Annotated in this window: 16 protein-coding genes; 8 read left to right on the top strand and 8 right to left on the bottom strand. The window is 50.2% G+C overall.

The genetic code is table 11. The features are described from left to right. Positions 1-186: 186 nt before the first annotated feature. From H4F65_RS02520 to yciA, 3 genes are all read left to right on the top strand, one after another. Complete coding sequence (locus tag H4F65_RS02520; RefSeq protein WP_010275282.1) at positions 187-939, top strand: YciC family protein; 753 nt, start codon at positions 187-189, stop codon at positions 937-939. Between the two features lie 199 nt (positions 940-1,138). Beyond that, on the top strand, positions 1,139-1,708 hold the full coding sequence (locus H4F65_RS02515) for a septation protein A (protein ID WP_010275285.1): 570 nt from the start codon (positions 1,139-1,141) through the stop codon (positions 1,706-1,708). Between the two features lie 19 nt (positions 1,709-1,727). Next, entirely contained in the window at positions 1,728-2,150 is a 423-nt protein-coding gene (yciA, locus tag H4F65_RS02510; protein WP_010275288.1) for an acyl-CoA thioester hydrolase YciA, read from the top strand. A gap of 102 nt (positions 2,151-2,252) precedes the next feature. On the opposite strand, the gene tonB is transcribed toward yciA, so the two are convergent. After that, positions 2,253-3,011: a TonB system transport protein TonB gene (gene tonB, locus H4F65_RS02505; RefSeq protein WP_010275290.1), complete on the bottom strand. Its 759-nt coding sequence runs from the start codon at positions 3,009-3,011 to the stop codon at positions 2,253-2,255. A gap of 266 nt (positions 3,012-3,277) precedes the next feature. Between tonB and H4F65_RS02500 the strand changes: the two genes are divergently transcribed. Together H4F65_RS02500 and H4F65_RS02495 are read left to right on the top strand one after the other, a co-directional pair. Then, the gene (locus H4F65_RS02500) at positions 3,278-3,574 is read left to right on the top strand and encodes a YciI family protein (protein WP_010275292.1); all 297 of its coding nucleotides are present in this window, start codon (positions 3,278-3,280) and stop codon (positions 3,572-3,574) included. A 131-nt stretch (positions 3,575-3,705) separates the two neighbouring features. Continuing rightward, entirely contained in the window at positions 3,706-5,379 is a 1,674-nt protein-coding gene (locus tag H4F65_RS02495) for a Tar ligand binding domain-containing protein (RefSeq protein ID WP_010275299.1), read from the top strand. Between the two features lie 87 nt (positions 5,380-5,466). Here H4F65_RS02495 and H4F65_RS02490 read toward each other — a convergent pair whose 3' ends face one another. After that, the gene (locus tag H4F65_RS02490) at positions 5,467-5,643 is read right to left on the bottom strand and encodes a YciY family protein (RefSeq protein WP_085996914.1); all 177 of its coding nucleotides are present in this window, start codon (positions 5,641-5,643) and stop codon (positions 5,467-5,469) included. Between the two features lie 240 nt (positions 5,644-5,883). Between H4F65_RS02490 and cls the strand changes: the two genes are divergently transcribed. Then, entirely contained in the window at positions 5,884-7,344 is a 1,461-nt protein-coding gene (cls, locus tag H4F65_RS02485; protein ID WP_010275301.1) for a cardiolipin synthase, read from the top strand. Between the two features lie 55 nt (positions 7,345-7,399). Then, the gene (locus H4F65_RS02480) at positions 7,400-7,723 is read left to right on the top strand and encodes an HI1450 family dsDNA-mimic protein (protein WP_010275303.1); all 324 of its coding nucleotides are present in this window, start codon (positions 7,400-7,402) and stop codon (positions 7,721-7,723) included. A gap of 71 nt (positions 7,724-7,794) precedes the next feature. Here H4F65_RS02480 and oppF read toward each other — a convergent pair whose 3' ends face one another. The 6 genes from oppF to oppA (H4F65_RS02450) all read right to left on the bottom strand — a co-directional run bounded on the left by oppF (position 7,795) and on the right by oppA (H4F65_RS02450) (position 15,226). Further along, positions 7,795-8,829 carry a murein tripeptide/oligopeptide ABC transporter ATP binding protein OppF gene (gene oppF / locus H4F65_RS02475; RefSeq protein WP_010275305.1) on the bottom strand — a complete coding sequence of 345 codons (1,035 nt, stop codon included), beginning with the start codon at positions 8,827-8,829 and terminating at the stop codon, positions 7,795-7,797. After that, positions 8,826-9,821: an ABC transporter ATP-binding protein gene (oppD, locus tag H4F65_RS02470; protein ID WP_010275307.1), complete on the bottom strand. Its 996-nt coding sequence runs from the start codon at positions 9,819-9,821 to the stop codon at positions 8,826-8,828. The genes oppF and oppD overlap by 4 nt, the downstream gene beginning before the upstream one ends. A gap of 11 nt (positions 9,822-9,832) precedes the next feature. Further along, complete coding sequence (oppC, locus tag H4F65_RS02465; protein WP_010275308.1) at positions 9,833-10,741, bottom strand: oligopeptide ABC transporter permease OppC; 909 nt, start codon at positions 10,739-10,741, stop codon at positions 9,833-9,835. An 11-nt stretch (positions 10,742-10,752) separates the two neighbouring features. After that, entirely contained in the window at positions 10,753-11,673 is a 921-nt protein-coding gene (oppB, locus tag H4F65_RS02460; RefSeq protein ID WP_010275310.1) for an oligopeptide ABC transporter permease OppB, read from the bottom strand. A 53-nt stretch (positions 11,674-11,726) separates the two neighbouring features. Further along, complete coding sequence (gene oppA / locus H4F65_RS02455; RefSeq protein WP_010275315.1) at positions 11,727-13,364, bottom strand: oligopeptide ABC transporter substrate-binding protein OppA; 1,638 nt, start codon at positions 13,362-13,364, stop codon at positions 11,727-11,729. Between the two features lie 191 nt (positions 13,365-13,555). Continuing rightward, the gene (gene oppA, locus H4F65_RS02450; RefSeq protein WP_010275320.1) at positions 13,556-15,226 is read right to left on the bottom strand and encodes an oligopeptide ABC transporter substrate-binding protein OppA; all 1,671 of its coding nucleotides are present in this window, start codon (positions 15,224-15,226) and stop codon (positions 13,556-13,558) included. 1,008 nt (positions 15,227-16,234) lie between these two features. Between oppA (H4F65_RS02450) and adhE the strand changes: the two genes are divergently transcribed. Beyond that, positions 16,235-18,910 (top strand): bifunctional acetaldehyde-CoA/alcohol dehydrogenase, encoded by a 2,676-nt coding sequence (gene adhE, locus H4F65_RS02445; protein ID WP_010275324.1) that lies wholly within the window; start codon positions 16,235-16,237, stop codon positions 18,908-18,910. Positions 18,911-18,953 lie beyond the last annotated feature (43 nt).

Here is an 18,953-nt window from a genome sequence, read left to right as displayed (position 1 = left end):
TAGTGTGAGGATGTCGAATATGCCGCAGGTGGCGATAAGCGCCACGATGAGTAGCCATGCCACACTGACCTCATAGTGAGGGGAAAAGCAGCATTGCATCGTTGACGGGGTGCCACAGCGCGAATTAACAGGTTACAATTGGGAGTTAAGTTCTCTCTGTCGATTTATCTTTTTCAAGGAGCCTGCATGCCTATCACGGCTAACACGTTGTACCGTGACACAATGAATTTCACCCGCAACCAGTTCATCAGCATCTTAATGATGTCACTGTTGACGGCATTCATTACTGTCATACTGAATCATGCACTATCGCCTTCTGGAGACGAGTTACAGATTCTGAGCAGTTCCAGCAGCGATCTGTCATCTTCTGTCGAAGCTGGCTTGATGGATATGATTCAGCAGATGACACCGGAACAACAAACCGTGTTACTGAAAATGTCGGCAGCAGGCACCTTTGCTGCGTTAGTGGGCAATGCGCTGCTGACGGGCGGGGTTCTGATGCTGATCCAGCTGGTTTCTGACGGACAGCGCACCAGTGCACTGCGAGCAATTGGTGCCTCTGCACCTTTTTTACTGCGTCTGCTTATCCTGATCCTGCTGTGCACCCTGCTCATCCAGCTTGGCATGATGCTTCTGGTCATTCCTGGCGTGCTGCTCGCTATTGCGCTGAGTTTGTCCCCCGTGATTGTCGTCACGGAAAAAAGCGGGATTTTCAACGCCATTAAAGTGAGTACCAAACTGGCTTACGGTAACTTGCGTGCAACCGCGCCTGCCATCGTGATGTGGCTACTGGCTAAAATCGCTATTTTGCTGATCGTATCGAAGTTACCGATTTCCTCACCGACCGTGCTCGGCGTGGTTCTGAATGGCTTGGGCAATCTGATCTCCGCGATCCTGCTCATTTATCTGTTCCGCCTTTATATGCTGCTGCGCGCTTAATTACCGCTCTTTGCCTATGCCATCGCTCTGGTGGCATAGGTTCTGCCAAATCTCCGTTCGCTATCTACCCAATCGTAATTTTCTGCAAATTATTACAATATCTCGGGAATGGTGTTCCACAATAAAGGATAATGGCATGAGCTATCAGATAACTCTCGCGGGTTATAATTACGACACTGTTGAGTGATGGATTGACATAATGAAGCAACTTCTTGATTTTATACCGTTGGTCGTTTTTTTTGCGGCCTATAAACTTTATGACATCTATATCGCATCGGGTGCACTGATTGCCGCAACGGCACTGTCACTCGTGGTCACCTGGGTGATGTATCGTAAAATAGAGAAAATGACGCTGGTCACCTTTGCCATGGTCGTCGTTTTCGGTTCGCTTACGCTGGTGTTCCATAACGATTTGTTTATCAAGTGGAAAGTCACCATCATCTATGCGTTATTTGCTGCCGCTCTGCTGGTTAGCCAGTTTGTGATGAAACAGACCCTGATTCAAAAAATGCTGGGTAAAGAGTTAACCTTGCCGCAGCCCGTCTGGGGGAAACTGAATTTCGCCTGGGCCATGTTCTTTCTGGTGTGTGGACTGGTTAACATCTATATTGCCTTCTGGTTACCGCAAAACGTTTGGGTTAATTTCAAAGTCTTTGGTCTGACCGGTGTGACGCTGCTGTTTACGCTGATTTGTGGCGTTTATATCTATCGTCACTTGCCTAACGATCAGGAAAAATCAGAAGAAGAAAAAAGCGAGCAACAGCAATAGCCAAAGCGAGATAGACACAATGAGCACACAAAACGTGTTACCACAGGGCGAACTGGTTCTCCGCACGCTGGCAATGCCAGCCGATACCAATGCGAACGGCGATATTTTTGGCGGTTGGTTGATGTCGCAAATGGACATCGGCGGCGCGATTTTGGCGAAAGAAATTGCCGAGGGACGTGTCGTTACCGTACGGGTTGATGGGATGTCATTCTTAAAACCTGTCGCCGTCGGCGATGTGGTTTGCTGCTATGCACGTTGTTTACGCACTGGCCGTAGCTCTATCAACGTCAACGTTGAAGTGTGGGTGAAGAAAGTCTCCTCTGAGCCGATTGGTCAGCGCTATCGGGCTACCGAAGCGTTATTCACCTACGTTGCCGTAGATGAAGAAGGCCATCCGCGCGAACTGCCCGCAGGTAAAAGCAACTTCACGCCAAGCGAGTAACGTTTAGCGTTCATCGGCGTAAGCTGCCTTGAATAGCGATTGATACGAAAACGGGACGTCATCTGCTAAAGATGGCGTCCCGTTTCTTTGTACTGGCGTGAATTATTCGACTGCCGCCCCGCCGTCAATTTTAAATACGATGGTCACAACCAAATCTTTGCCCGGTTTACCCGCTTCATAACGCCATTTACGCATGGCCTGTTTGATATCACGTTCGAACATATTGCGCGGTTCAGCAGAAAGCACGCGCACGTTGTCAACACGTCCTGACTCGTCCACATCAAACTGCATTTTTACCCGCCCTTCAACGCGCAGAGAAAACGCACGAGCCGGATACTGAGGCTGTGCACGGCTCAACGGACGTGGCCCGCTTGACTGCGTGCTTGCTGCGGGTGCTGGTGCCTGCTTCACTGGCGCATTAGTCACATTGCGCGTTGGCTCTGTGCTGGTAAACGGCGAAGGCGGCTGTTTTTCAACCGTCGGTTCACGTTTAACCGGTTTCGGTTGCTCAACCTTCTTCACCGGCTTAGGCTCCGGTTTAGGTTTCGGCGGCTTGGGCTTTGGTTCAGGTAATGGCATAGGAACCGGCTGCGGCAATGGCTCCGGTTCTGGAATGGGTTCCGGCTCTGGTTCGGGCTGCTTTACCGGTTCTGGCTCCGGGGCAGATTTCGCAGCAGGTGCCGCTTCATAGGCCGCAGGGTTCACCATCACAACGCTGATGGGCTTAGATTCCTGCGGTAATTCGATTGAATTATTAAATGATGCGTACAACAAACCTGCAATCAGTGAACCGTGAAAACCGACTGAAAGTATAAATGGCCATGAGTAACGGCGGGTCAAAAAAAACTTTTTTTGCGGCATAGTCTGTCTTTATCCTCTTATGCCGCCCAAGTTTAAATGCAAATAGCAATCATATTCAATAACAACCCGTGGAATTGTTAAAAAAACCGAAGTCGTGGGGGGATTACTCTGGCAAATCAACCTATTGTCCTCGCACTATTGTCTTTAAACAACATCACGTATGATGATAGAAACTCGTTTCTCTTACCCGATAGCGTTTGACCGTTGGGGACCTCAAACCCGGCCCCCCAAACGATAAAGGGTACCTTCCCACCAATGAGGTCGCTATGCTCTACGTCATTTATGCTGAAGATAATGTTGATTCATTAGCAAAACGCCTGTCGGTCAGACCAGACCACCTTGCCCGTTTACAGGCATTGCGCGATCAAGGCCGACTGATTACCGCAGGTCCTTTGCCTGCTATCGACAGCGAGGATCCCGGTCAGGCTGGCTTTAGCGGCTCCGTGATTATCGCCGAATTCACATCGCTGGATGAGGCAACAGCATGGGCCAACGCCGACCCCTACCTCGCGGCAGATGTCTATAAACACGTCAGCGTGAAGCCATTCAAGAAAGTGTTTTAAGGGTTCAATTGATACAGGTCATGGTTGCATGAAAAAGCCATGGCCCTTTTCGCCCCCGTCAAAAGCTGAAATATTTTAGTCATTTAACCGTGATAGTTTGACCGCTATTCATCTATAGAGGGTCAACAATCATGTTAATGCCTGCGATTTTGCGAAACGGAGTTGCACGTATCCGCCGCCGTCATCGCCTCAGTATTCTCGCCGGATTGTTATTGATCATTGGGTTATTTTCTTTACTGCAATTGGTTTCCGTCGGCGTCATTTCTCAAACGATGACTCAGGTTCGGCAGGATATTTCCGCTAACGAGAGCCTTCGCCAGCAGCAAGCCTTAATGGATAAAGCACGGATGGAAGTAATGAATGCCAGCGACAAGCTCAACCGCGCGGGCATTTATTTGTTGGTAGACAAAGAAACGGGGTCTGAAGGTAGCTGGCACAGCCTGATGGATGAAGCGGAAGTGTCTCTCAAACAGGCACAGGAGCACTACCAATTACTAGGGACGGTCACGACGGCTGAAGCCGACACCACGGCGTTTATCGATTTGAAAAAGAGCTACAGCCAGCTTTATTCCGGGCTTGTCGAGCTGGCCGAGGGAATAAAGACCACTAATCAGATCGATATTTTCTTTGCCGTTCCGGTGCAGGCTTACCAAAGCGATTTTACCCAGAAGTATTCACACTATCTGCAAGATACCGATGCGCTGCAAAAACAACATGGACAACAATTTTTATCCTCTCTCGATAACGCAAAAACGATTTTCATTACGGTTCTGGGGCTCTTGCTGGCGATCGCCATCGCCGTGTGGATTGGCGTGAATCGGATCATTATTCGTCCGCTGACGCATATTATTGCTCATTTAAAATTGATCGCAGCGGGCGACCTTTCGCACGCGGTCAATACAAAGACGCGCGGTACACGAGAAGTTGAACAGCTTAATACCAGCGTCATTCAAATGCAGGAAGGTCTCGTGAACCTGGTCAATCAGGTTCGTCAGGGCGTTGACCACATGGTGACGCAGGTCGATCGGGTCGCGGCAGATAACCATCGGCTTTCCGAACAGGCAAACCGCCAATCCCACGAGCTCAAAGTCACCACAGAACATATTATTCAGCTTAGCCAGCATCTGGAACAAAATACCCAGCATACCCAACAGGCTAATTTGCACGCGGAAGATACCAGCAAGATCGCCGCACAGGGTGAGACGATGATGAATGACGTCAAGGTGGCGATGTCAGACATTGCAGGCAGAACGCGTGAGATGACAGAAGCCATTGGGATGATAGAGAACGTCGCGTTTCAGACGCATATCTTGTCATTGAACGCCGCCATTGAAGCCGCACGAGCTGGAACGATGGGACGAGGTTTTGCCGTTGTCGCACGGGAAGTCGGCACGCTGGCTTCGCAAAGCAGCCATTCTGCACAAAATATTAATGTGCTGATTCGTGATTCAGATAACAGCGTAACCGCAGGAACACGACTGGTGAACAAACTGAATGACAGCCTGCAACACATCATTCAGACCGCGAAAGGCACGGGCGCGTTTCTGAGTGAGATTTCGGAGATATCGCACCAGCAGAACGAGAGCATTCATGAAGTCACCGCCCGCCTCAGCACGCTGAACGACACCGTCAGGGAAAATGCGGGACAGGTTGAAGCCTCCGCACACACCTTCGCCTCACTGCTGGAGCAAACGGAACGCTTAAATACGTCGGTATCGCTGTTTATCCTGCCCTCGACGGAAGATGACATTAACCCGATGATCGATCAGAGAACAATGGCGCAGCGCATTCCAGTCATGGGATGAGCCGATGAGGAAATAAACCCCGCGAGTAGTAAACCGTGTGATAAAAAAATAGCGACCAGACATCGGGTCGCTATTTTCCTCACTGGCTTACCAGTCGTAGGTTACCGCATAGAGCAATGCGCGTCGTTGCTGCTTTTGTTGCAGATAACGGGCAGAGCGAATATGACGATACGTACGTGATTGAGCCTCCAACCAGCGACTTCTTCTGCGCTGGACCTGACGTAACATCCGCCAGCGACCCACTTCATTCCGACTGCGTTTCATTATGCGACTCTTGTTAATACACTCGCGCTGGGCATTATACCCCCCTAATACGCGGCGACAATCAGTGAATCCCTTTCTCAACTATTATCTTCTTACTCATCACTTTTATTCCCTAAATAATTCGAGTCGCACAGGCAACTTGAAGTATGACGGGGATATTCAGAGGAAAGGCATTTCCCCTTTCATAAATCTATGAGTACACTTTGTTAATTCTTTGCAGAAGGGAACTATGCTGCTTTTATGTCGACATTTTATACCGTAATAAGTTGGTTACTGGTTTTTAGCTACTGGTTGCTGATTGCAGGTGTGACCCTGCGTATTCTGATGAAACGTCGGGCTGTGCCTTCTGCGATGGCTTGGCTATTGGTAATTTATATTCTGCCACTTGTCGGTATTGTCGCTTATCTTTCGTTTGGCGAGCTCCATCTCGGCAAACGTCGAGCCGAACGTGCCAGCAAAATGTGGCCATCAACGGCAAAATGGCTACGCGAATTAAAAGAATATCGCCGTATTTTCGCGACGGAAAATAGTGAAGTCGCCAGCGCGTTATTTCAGCTGTGTGAAAGACGGCAAGGTGTTGGCGGCGTTAAAGGCAATCAGTTGCAGTTGATGACCACGTTTGATGACACCATTAAAGCGCTATTGCGTGATATTGAACTCGCACGCAGCAACATCGAAATGGTGTTCTACATCTGGCAACCCGGCGGCCTGGTTGAGCAAGTCTCCTCTTCCCTTATCGCCGCGGCACGACGCGGGGTACACTGCCGCATTCTGCTGGACTCTGCCGGCAGCGTACAATTTTTCCGCCAGCATCACCCCGAATTGATGCGCACCGCCGGGATCGAAGTGGTCGAAGCCCTGAAAGTGAATCTGTTCCGTGCTTTCCTTCGCCGCATGGATTTGCGACAGCACCGTAAAATCATCCTGATCGACAACCGTATCGCTTATACCGGCAGCATGAATATGGTCGATCCCCGTTTATTCAAACAAGATGCCGGTGTTGGGCAATGGATCGACCTGATGGCGCGTATTGAAGGCCCGGTGGCGACCACGCTGGGGATTATTTACTGCTGCGACTGGGAAATGGAGACGGGCAAGCGCCTGCTTCCGCCGCCGCCGGATGTTAACGTTATGCCGTTCGAACAGGAGAGCGGCCATACCATTCAGGTTATTGCCTCCGGCCCCGGTTACCCGGAAGAAATGATTCATCAGGCGCTGCTGACGTCCGTCTATTCGGCACGTAAGCAATTGATCATGACAACCCCCTATTTCGTACCCAGCGACGATTTGCTGCATGCCATCTGTACCGCCGCTCAGCGTGGAGTCGATGTCAGCATTATTGTTCCGCACAAGAATGACTCCGTGCTGGTCGGCTGGGCCAGTCGCGCGTTCTTCACGGAACTGCTGGCCGCTGGCGTAAAAATTTATCAGTTCAAAGACGGACTGCTGCACACTAAAAGCGTACTGGTTGATGGGCAGCTCAGTCTGGTTGGTACGGTGAATCTGGATATGCGTAGTCTGTGGCTGAATTTTGAAATTACGCTGGTGATTGACGATGCCGGATTCGGCAGCGATTTAGCCTGCGTACAGGAAGACTATATCGCCCGTTCACGTCTGTTAAACGCGACGCAGTGGCAAAACCGCCCTTACTGGCAACGCATCGTCGAGCGGCTGTTCTACTTTTTCAGCCCCCTGCTATAAATACGCGTTTTCCCGTGTTCTAATAAGGCTATTGGGAATTAACAGGAATTACGTTATGGATTTGAATAATCGCCTGACCGAAGACGAAGCACTGGAACAGGCCTACGACATCTTTTTGGAACTCGCGGCTGATAACCTCGATCCGGCAGATATTCTGCTGTTCAACCTGCAATTCGAAGAGCGCGGCGGCGCAGAGTTATTCGACCCTGCTGAAGACTGGGCAGAGCATGTTGATTTCGACCTGAATCCTGACTTTTTTGCCGAAGTCGTCATTGGGCTGGCCGAAGAAGATGGTGAAGAGATCACGGATATTTTTGCCCGCGTGCTGATTTGCCGGGAAAAAGACCACAAACTTTGCCACATTTTGTGGAAAGAATAATTTCTCTTGCTTAAACGTAAGGCGTCTCCCGCAGGAGACGCCTTTTTTACATCAGTAGCCGATAAAACGGATTACTGTGATTCAGCTTCTGCCACCGGTAACAGCGCCTGCGGATCGACCTTCAAACACGAAACCGCGTGCGTAAAGCTCCCTTCCAGCAATGGCCGGGTTTTCGAACACTCAGGACCGACAATCGGACAGCGCGTGCAGAACACACAGCCCGATGGGGGATTGATCGGTGAAGGCAAATCCCCTTCCAGCAACTGTATCTTCTTGTTCCGTTCCTGATCGGGATCGGGAATCGGCACAGCAGACATCAGCGCGCGCGTATACGGGTGCTGCGGGTTTTGATAGACCTGATCGTAGGTTCCCAGCTCTACCGCATGACCCAGATACATCACCAACACGCGATCGGAAATGTGCTTCACGACCGATAGGTCATGGGCGATAAAAATCAGCGACAGGCGCATTTCACGCTGTAACTGACGCAGCAGGTTAACCACCTGTGCCTGAATCGACACATCCAGCGCGGAAACCGGTTCGTCACAGATAATCAGCTTCGGTTCCAGAATCAGCGCACGCGCGATGCCGATACGCTGACACTGCCCGCCAGAGAACTCATGCGGATAGCGGTTGATCAGGTTCGGCAGCAGCCCAACTTTCAGCATCATCGCTTTCACACGATCTTTCACCGTCTGTCGATCCAGCTCTGGATGATAAACCTTTAACGGCTCGGCAATAATCTCGCCGATGGTCATACGCGGGTTCAGCGACGCCAGTGGATCCTGGAATATCATCTGAATGTCACTCCGCGCGGCGCGCCATTCATCGGCGCTCATACCCAGCAGATCTTTTCCCAGCCAGGTGACGCGTCCGTCCGTCGCTTTTACCAGCCCGATAATGGCACGCGCCAGCGTAGACTTGCCGCAGCCGGATTCCCCCACCACGCCCAGCGTTTCGCCTTCATATAAACGCAGCGTCACACCATCGACCGCTTTCAATTTTTTCGGTGGCTGCCAGAACCACTGCTTATCATCTCTGACATCAAAATGGACTTTCAGATCGTCCACTTCTAACAACACCTTCTTCTCGTCCGCGTTGTTCATACCACCTCCTCAATCGCTCTAAAGCAGGCGCGCAAGCGGCCATCACCAAAAGATTCCAGCGCCGGTGCGCTATGGCAAACATCCATCGCATATGGGCAGCGTGGTTGGAACGGACATCCTTTCGGCAAACGTAGTAAGTTAGGCGGATTACCCGGAATGGTCGCCAGCACGTCATCTTCCGCATCCAGACGCGGCACGGCATTGAGTAGACCGACGGAATACGGATGGCTCGGATGATAAAAGACATCGCGTGCAACGCCGTATTCCATCGTACGCCCGGCGTACATCACCAGCACTTTGTCACAAATACCGGCAACAACCCCCAGATCATGGGTAATCATGATGATGGCGGTATTAAACTCGCGCTTCAGCTCGTTCAGCAACGTCATAATCTGCGCCTGAACCGTCACATCCAGTGCCGTTGTCGGTTCATCGGCAATCAGCAGCTTCGGACGGCACAGCAGCGCCATTGCTATCATCACACGCTGACGCATCCCGCCGGAAAACTCATGCGGATACATCTTCATACGCTTGCGCGCTTCCGGCATTTTGACCGCATCCAGCATTTTGACGGATTCTTCAAACGCTTCGCTTTTGCTCAGGCGTTTGTGCAACATCAGCACTTCCATCAGTTGTTCGCCGACGCGCATGTAAGGGTTCAGCGACGTCATCGGGTCCTGGAAGATCATACTGATTTCTTCAGCACGCAGCTTATTCAGCTGGCTTTCAGGCAAATTGAGAATTTCTTTGCCACGAAAACGTGCCGAGCCGCCGATACGCCCATTGCGAGCCAGCAGCCCCATCAACGCAAACGCAGTTTGTGATTTACCGGAACCGGATTCACCAACAATCCCCAGTGTTTCACCCGCGTTAAGCGTGAAGTTCAGGTCGTTAACCGCCGTCACGTCGCCATCCTGCGTGTTGAACGTTACCCGGAGATCCTGAACATGTAGCAGCGCGTCGTGCGCGCCAGTTAACTCAATCTTGCTCATGTCGATATTCCTCAGCGATCTTTCGGGTCGAGGGCATCACGCAGGCCATCGCCGATAAAGTTAAAACAAAACAGCGTGACAACCAGAAACGCCGCCGGATAGAACAGTAACCACGGCGACACTTCCATTGAGTTCGCACCATCATTCAGCAAGGCGCCCCAGCTGCTTAACGGTTCCTGCGTTCCCAGACCCAGGAAGCTCAGGAAGGATTCGAACAGGATCATACTTGGCACCAGCAGAGAGGCGTAAACGACCACCACACCCAGCACGTTAGGCACAACGTGGCGTAATACGATACCGCGCGTGGACACACCGGAAACCATCGCCGCTTCGATGAACTCTTTACGTTTCAGGCTCAGCGTCTGGCCGCGCACGATACGCGCCATATCCAGCCAGGACACCATGCCGATAGCCACGAAGATCAGCAGCATGTTCTGCCCGAAGAACGTCACCAGCAGAATAACGAAGAACATGAACGGGAATGAGTTGAGGATTTCCAGCAGACGCATCATTACCGAATCCACTTTCCCGCCCAGATAACCGGACATCGCGCCGTACAGCGTTCCGACGATCACCGCAACCAGCGCCGCCGCGACGCCAACCATCAGCGAGACGCGGCCCCCGATGGCAACACGGACCAGCAGATCACGACCGGAGGAATCCGTACCAAAATAGTGTCCAGACGTCATATCCGGTGCCGCTGACATCATTCCCCAGTCCGTATCCGCGTAGTCAAATGCAGACAACATCGGGGCGAAGATTACGAACAGGGTAATCACGGCCAAAACAAGCAGACTGGCCAGCGCCGCACGGTTGTGGATAAAGCGCAGACGCGCATCCTGCCACAAACTGCGCCCTTCAATCTCGGCCTGCTCGGTGAAGTTCTCTAACGCTTCAACGTTTTTTCGATTCCAAAACATAACGCCCCCAATTAATAGCGAATTTTCGGATCGATAACAGCGTAGAGCACGTCAATGATCGCATTAAATAAAATGGTTAAGCCGCCGACCAGAATCGTCAGGCTCAGTACTAGTGAGTAGTCGCGGTTCAGTGCACCGTTTACGAACAGTTGCCCAATACCCGGTAAACCAAAAATGGTTTCAATGACCATCGAACCGGTAATAATCCCCACAAACGCCGGCCCCATATAAGAGAGAACAGGCAGCAGCGCAGGCTTTAACGCATGGCGCAGGACGATGCGACGCATCGGCAGCCCTTTGGCGCGCGCGGTGCGAATAAAGTTAGAGTGTAAAACTTCGATCATCGATCCTCGGGTAATACGCGCGATGCTGGCGATATAAGACAAAGACAGTGCCACCATCGGTAAAATCATGTATTTGGGTGCCCCGCCGTTCCACCCACCGCCGGGCAGCCACCGCAGCGTAATGGCGAAAATCAGCACCAGCAACGGCGCGACGACAAAGCTGGGTATCACCACCCCCGTCATGGCAAAGCCCATCACGGTATAGTCCCATTTCGTATTCTGATTCAGCGCGGCGATCACGCCGGCACTCACGCCAAAAACAACGGCCAGAACGAATGCCGCAGCCCCCAGTTTTGCAGAAACAGGGAAAGACGTCGCGACCAGATCGTTCACGGAATAGTCTTTGTATTTAAATGAAGGACCGAAATCACCCTGCACCAATTGCAGCAAGTAGTTGCCGTACTGCGTCATAATGGGGTCGTTCAGATGGTATTTGGCTTCAATATTCGCCATTACTTCCGGCGGTAAATTACGTTCACCGGTAAAAGGGCTGCCGGGTGCCAATCGCATCATGAAAAACGAGATGGTGATCAGGATAAATAGTGTCGGAATCGCCTCTAAACAGCGGCGAAGAATAAATTTTAACATTGCTCGTACCTATAAAAGGCTGGCAGCACAACAGCGTGTGCCAGCCATTATTATTAGTGCTTGATGATATAAAGATCTTTCACGTAAACATTATCCTGCGGATCTTTACCGGTTAATCCACCAACATAAGGTTTCACCAGTCGGGTATTCGCATAGTAATAGACCGGTATGGTGACAGCGTCTTTATCCAGCTGCGATTCCGCCTGCTGGTAAATCGCAGCGCGCTCCTCATCGGTTTTCACCTGCAAGGATTTCGCCACCAGTGCATCAAACTCTTTGCTCTTATAGTGCGAGGTGTTACTGCTGCTGTCTGACAGCATGCTGTTCAGGAAGGTTGAAGGTTCGTTATAGTCTGCACACCATCCGGCGCGGGCAACATCATAGGTTCCCTGATGACGCGTGCTGAGGAAGGTTTTCCATTCCTGATTTTCCAGCTTAACGTCCACACCGATATTCTGTTTCCAGATAGAAGCCGCTGCGATCGCCATTTTCTTGTGCAGATCGGAGGTGTTGTACAGCAGGCTCAGCGTCAGCGGTTTGTCTGCGGTATAGCCCGCTTCTGCCAGCAGCTTTTTCGCTTCTTCATTACGTTTCGCCTGTGGCCAGGTGAACCACTCTGGAACTGACGCTTTCAGGCCATCGATATACGGTGGAACAAAACCATAGGCAGGAATATCGCCCTGATTTTTCACCTTGTTGGTCAGAATATCCTGGCTCAGACCCAGACGCAGCGCGGTACGAACGCGTACATCGTTAAACGGCGGCTTCTGGTTGTTCACTTCATAATAATAGGTGCACAGGTACGGGTTAACCTTCACTTCATCCGGGATTTCTTTCTTCAGCTTTTGGAAGAGTTCGATGGGCAGGTTGTTGTACGTCATGTCGATTTCACCGCTGCGGTAGCGGTTAACGTCCGTTACTTCAGACGCAATCGGCAGATACGTCACCTGATTAATCACGGTGTGGGCGTTATCCCAATATTGAGGGTTACGTTCCAGCACCATTTTTTCGTTTACGACCCAGCTTTTCAGCTTGTAGGCACCGTTGCCGACCCAGTTTTGCGGCTGCGTCCATTTTTCACCGAATTTTTCGATTGCCGCTTTATTCACCGGTGACATGGCTACGTAAACAGGCAGCTTATAGAAGTAAGGCACCGCTTCAGAAAGCGTAACCTCAAAAGTATGATCGTCGATCGCTTTCACGCCCAGCGTATCCGGAGATTTCTTGCCGGCGATGATGTCATCGATATTCAGCAGATGACCATATTGCAGATAGCTGGCGTAAGGCGATGCTGTCTTTGGATCAGCCAGACGTTGCCAGCTATAGACGAAATCTTGTGCGGTAACCGGCTCACCGTTGGACCATTTGGCATCTTTACGCAGGTGGAACGTCCACACTTTAAAATCTTTATTATCCCAGCTTTCTGCTACGCCGGGACTGGTTTTACCGTTAACATCGGAAATAACCAACCCTTCCAGCAGATCGCGCGACACGTTGGATTCCGGTACGCCTTCGATTTTATGCGGGTCAAGGGAGGAAACTTCAGCACCGTTATTACGAACCAATTCCTGTTTTTCTGCTAACTGAACGCCTGCGGGAACGGTCGCGGCGAAGGCAGAAACAGCCATCGTGCTACTTAATGCCGCGATAATAGCGGCAGCTACTCTTTTTTTAGTTGTGATGTGTGTCATTATTTTCTCCTGTAATGTTGTCGTGCTAGTTATCCCAGCACGATTCCTGAATTAGAGCCCGGTGAGAAAACGATTAATCGATTCGACTCACGACCCATTCCCACATGGCAGGAATGGGTAACCAGAGATTAAACACCAAATTAATCACTGCTTGCTCACTTCATTTGCATCAAACCGTAAACAGCTGCGGATTAATGCTTAATGATATAGAGATCCTTCACCCGTATATTATCCAACGGATCCTTGCCGGTAATGCCACCGACATAAGGTTTTATCAGTCTGGCATTCGCGTAGTAATAGACCGGTACAATGGCCGCGTCTTTATCCAACTGCGATTCTGCTTGCTGATAAACTTGCGCACGTTCATCGTCCGTTTTCGCCTGAACCGCCTGCGCCATTAGCTTGTCGAACGCCGCGCTCTTATAATGCGCCGTGTTGTTGCTACTGTCTGACAGCATGCTGTTCAGGAACGATGTCGGTTCGTTATAGTCCGCACACCATCCGGCACGCGCAACGTCATAATTGCCCTGATGACGCGTGCTGAGATAGGTTTTCCATTCCTGGTTTTCCAACTTCGCGTCAACGCCCAGATTCTGTCTCCAGATCGATGCCGCTGCGATCGCCATTTTTTTATGCAAATCTGATGAGTTATAGAGCAAATTAAATGTCAGCGGTTTCTCTGCGGTATAGCCCGCTTCTGCCAGCAGTTTTTTTGCTTCTTCATTACGTTTCGCCTGAGGCCAGGTAACCCACTCTGGCGTATGCGCTTTCAGGCCGTCCGTAAACGGAGGAATATAGCCATAGGCAGGAATATCGCCCTGATTTTTAACTTTATTGGTCAGTATGTCTTGATCAAGCCCCATGCGCAGAGCGGTGCGCACCCGGACATCGTTAAATGGCGGTTTCTGATTATTGATTTCGTAATAATAGGTGCAGAGATAGGGATTAATGTTAACTTCTTGTGGGATTTCTTTTTTTAGCTTCTGAAATAGCTCGATGGGCAATTTATTATTTGTGACATCAATTTCACCCGCGCGATAGCGGTTAACATCCGTCACTTCAGACGCAATCGGCAGATAGGTGACCTGATTAATCACGGTCTTGGCGTTATCCCAATATTGGGTATTACGCTCCAGCACAAGCCGCTCATTCACGACCCAGGATTTAAGACGGTAAGCACCATTTCCTACCCAGTTTTCAGGCTGAGTCCATTTATCACCAAATTTTTCCACCGCCGCTTTATTGACCGGGGACATCGATGAGTGATTCAGTAATTTATAAAAGTAAGGGATCGGTTCGCTTAATGTGACTTCCAGCGTATGGTCGTCGAGGGCTTTTACGCCCAGCGTATCGGGAGATTTTTTGCTGGCGATAATGTCATCGATATTCAGCAGATGACCATATTGTAAATAGCTAGCGTAAGGAGAAACGGTTTTCGGATCGGCCAGACGCTGCCAGCTATAAACGAAATCTTGTGCAGTAACCGGTTCGCCATTTGACCACTTGGCGTCTTTGCGTAAATGGAATGTCCAGACTTTAAAATCGCTGCTTTCCCACCGTTCAGCGACGCCAGGAATCGGGTGTCCATCAGGATCGGAAATCACCAACCCTTCATATAAATCACGCGCGACGTTGGATTCCGGTACACCTTCTATTTTATGCGGATCCAGCGATGACACCTCAGCGCCATTGTTTCTCACCAGAACCTGCTCTTTCGCCAGCTCAACACCGGCAGGTACAGTAGCAGCCTGAACATTCACGCATGACGCCATCACTGCTGCGGCAATCATACTGGTAACAAAGCATCGTTTTGTTTTGCGAGTTTTCACTTTATAAACGCCCCTGTCTTGATACAACGCCATACCGGACTCCATGCGTAAAAATCGCCGTCACATAGAGCAGAAAAGATCGCCCATTATCCAAATAAATCATAAAATTAATTTATGGGTGAATAACGAATAGCAGGTCGACACTCGAAGCTATCAAAAGCAGACACATTCGCCAATATCTTTACATTGATGTTGCTTAATTTTCTTTACTACAGCCCGATAAACGTTTTATTTCAATCATTCGACACAATCATTAACCTCATGATAAACAATGTTTTTCCTATTTATTTGCAGATATTTTTTAAATATTCAGCAATTTATATATTTTGAACAAAAAAACATCGTAGTGGGTTTTATCATTTTCACAGCACAAAAATGATGATGCACGCTTACCTGTCCGCGTCATTACCTGGCCGTAATGTTATTATTTTAACAATTCAGTTACTCATCTTGCACGACAATAGCGCACGATTCCCTTACCGTAAGCGGCGAGTCAAATAGCTCACTCGATTAAGATATAAGCATCGTTTATACGAACACGTTTTATACGAACAGGTCATTTCCACGATGTGCACAACGTCGTGCCCGGAATGTCCTCCTAACAATGTCTCGCTCCGATACCCGCCCCATTCCTTACAATCCCTTTTGGGTAGAAAAACCGCTAATTGTGTGCGGTTAATGATAATTGCTATCAACACAGAGCTGCTGAATGGTGTCAGCTTAAAGAAAATTCGATATTGATCACAAAAAAAGCACCCATAAATGGGTATGCTCATCCCATATCGTAACGGACACGCAGATCTTCTTAATTTTTACGTAATTTCAAAACAATATTTCAAAAATTTACGATATCGGCGGTTACAGTATTTTAAAAAGCAACAATCGCGCCACAACGGCGGCTGACAAGCTCTTTGAGTCAATTAATGCGAAATAGGCAGACAAGATAGCAAGGTAACGAAAACGCCCCTCGCTTGTTTATCTATACTGTTCTATCCGGCGAACAATTGACTGAAAGAGTTTAACATTTATCAGGAGAGCATTATGGCCGTAACCAACGTTGCTGAACTTAACGCCTTGGTCGAAAGAGTGAAAAAGGCACAGCAGGAATTTGCCACTTACACTCAGGAACAAGTGGACAAAATCTTCCGAGCTGCCGCACTCGCTGCATCAGATGCCCGTATCCCGCTGGCAAAAATGGCAGTTGCCGAATCTGGCATGGGGATCGTGGAAGACAAAGTCATCAAAAACCACTTCGCATCCGAGTACATTTATAACGCCTACCAGGATGAAAAAACCTGCGGCATCCTCTCTACTGATGACACTTTTGGTACCATTACGATTGCCGAGCCGATTGGCCTGATTTGCGGTATTGTTCCCACCACCAACCCCACTTCTACCGCAATTTTTAAAGCGTTGATCAGCCTGAAGACCCGTAATGGGATTATCTTCTCTCCCCATCCACGTGCAAAAAATGCGACCAATAAAGCCGCTGACATTGTGCTGCAAGCGGCAATTGCAGCAGGAGCACCGAAAGACATCATCGGCTGGATCGATCAGCCTTCTGTCGACCTGTCCAACCAGCTTATGCACCACCCCGATATCAACCTGATTCTGGCGACTGGCGGCCCGGGCATGGTGAAAGCCGCATACAGTTCTGGTAAACCAGCGATCGGCGTAGGTGCCGGTAACACGCCAGTTGTCGTTGACGAAACCGCGGATATCAAGCGTGCCGTGGCGTCTATTCTGATGTCGAAAACCTTCGATAACGGCGTAATTTGTGCGTCAGAACAGTCCGTCATCGTGGTAGACAGCGTTTATGATGCTGTACGTGAACGTTTTGCTACCCACGGCGGCTACATGCTGAAAGGCAAAGAACTGCATGCCGTACAGGGTATCTTGCTGAAAAACGGTTCACTGAACGCCGACATTGTGGGCCAGCCTGCACCGAAGATCGCAGAAATGGCGGGTATCACTGTCCCTGCGAATACCAAAGTGCTGATTGGTGAAGTGACGGTCGTCGATGAATCCGAACCGTTTGCCCATGAAAAACTGTCTCCAACGCTGGCGATGTATCGTGCGAAAGACTTCAACGATGCCGTCATTAAAGCGGAAAAACTGGTCGCAATGGGTGGCATCGGTCACACATCCTGCCTGTATACCGATCAGGACAATCAGCCAGAGCGCGTAAATCATTTCGGTAATATGATGAAAACGGCGCGTATCCTGATTAACACCCCAGCATCTCAGGGGGGTATCGGCGATCTCTACAACTTCAAACTCGCTCCGTCTCTGACGCTGGGCTGTGGCTCCTGGGGCGGAAACTCCATCTCCGAAAACGTCGGTCCGAAGCACTTGATCAACAAGAAAACGGTAGCCAAGCGAGCAGAGAATATGTTGTGGCATAAACTTCCTAAATCCATTTATTTCCGTCGCGGCTCATTGCCTATCGCTCTTGAAGAAGTCGCTTCCGATGGCGCAAAACGTGCATTTATCGTGACCGACCGCTTCTTGTTCAACAATGGCTATGTCGATCAAGTGACGTCCGTCTTGAAACAGCACGGGCTGGAAACCGAGGTATTCTTCGAGGTTGAAGCAGACCCTACGCTGAGCATCGTGCGCAAAGGCGCGGAACAAATGCACTCCTTCAAACCGGACGTGATTATTGCGCTGGGTGGCGGTTCTCCTATGGATGCCGCGAAAATCATGTGGGTGATGTATGAGCATCCTACGACGCACTTCGAAGAGCTGGCGCTGCGCTTTATGGATATCCGTAAGCGTATCTACAAGTTCCCGAAAATGGGCGTCAAAGCCAAGATGGTGGCAATTACCACCACTTCCGGCACCGGTTCCGAAGTGACGCCGTTTGCCGTGGTGACCGACGATGCCACCGGGCAGAAATATCCGCTAGCGGACTACGCGCTGACGCCAGATATGGCAATTGTTGATGCCAATCTGGTCATGAATATGCCGAAATCGCTGTGTGCATTTGGCGGGCTTGATGCGGTAACCCACTCGCTGGAAGCCTATGTTTCTGTACTGGCAAACGAATATTCAGATGGACAGGCGTTACAAGCGCTGAAACTGCTGAAGGAAAACCTGCCAGACAGCTACCGCGACGGGGCAAAAAACCCGGTTGCCCGTGAGCGTGTGCACAATGCCGCGACGATTGCAGGGATTGCGTTTGCCAACGCCTTCCTCGGCGTTTGTCACTCCATGGCGCATAAGCTGGGCTCGGAGTTCCATATTCCGCATGGTCTGGCTAACGCCCTGCTGATCTCAAACGTGATTCGCTATAACGCGAACGACAACCCGACCAAGCAGACGACGTTCAGCCAGTATGACCGTCCGCAGGCTCGCCGTCGTTATGCGGAAATAGCCGACCACCTGCGTTTGACGGCGCCAAGCGATCGTACCGCGCAGAAAATCGAGAAATTGCTGAACTGGCTGGAAGAAATGAAGACCGAGCTGGGGATCCCAACGTCCATTCGCGAAGCGGGCGTACAGGAAGCCGATTTCCTGGCTAAGGTCGATAAGCTGTCAGAAGATGCGTTCGACGATCAGTGTACTGGCGCTAACCCGCGTTACCCGCTGATTTCCGAACTGAAACAGATTCTGCTGGATACTTACTACGGTCGTAAGTTCTCTGAAGAAGAAAAAACGGAAGCGGTTGAGCCTGTAGCAAAAGCCGCTAAAACCAGCAAGAAAGCCGCACACTAACGCTCTTGCTGTTACCGCCTTAGCCTAAAGGCGGTTTATCTTT

The sequence above is a fragment of the Pectobacterium brasiliense genome, from assembly GCF_016950255.1.
Lineage (GTDB): Bacteria > Pseudomonadota > Gammaproteobacteria > Enterobacterales > Enterobacteriaceae > Pectobacterium > Pectobacterium brasiliense.
The sequence above is the reverse complement of the archived record's forward strand: the minus strand, read 5'-3'. Positions and strand labels throughout refer to the sequence as shown.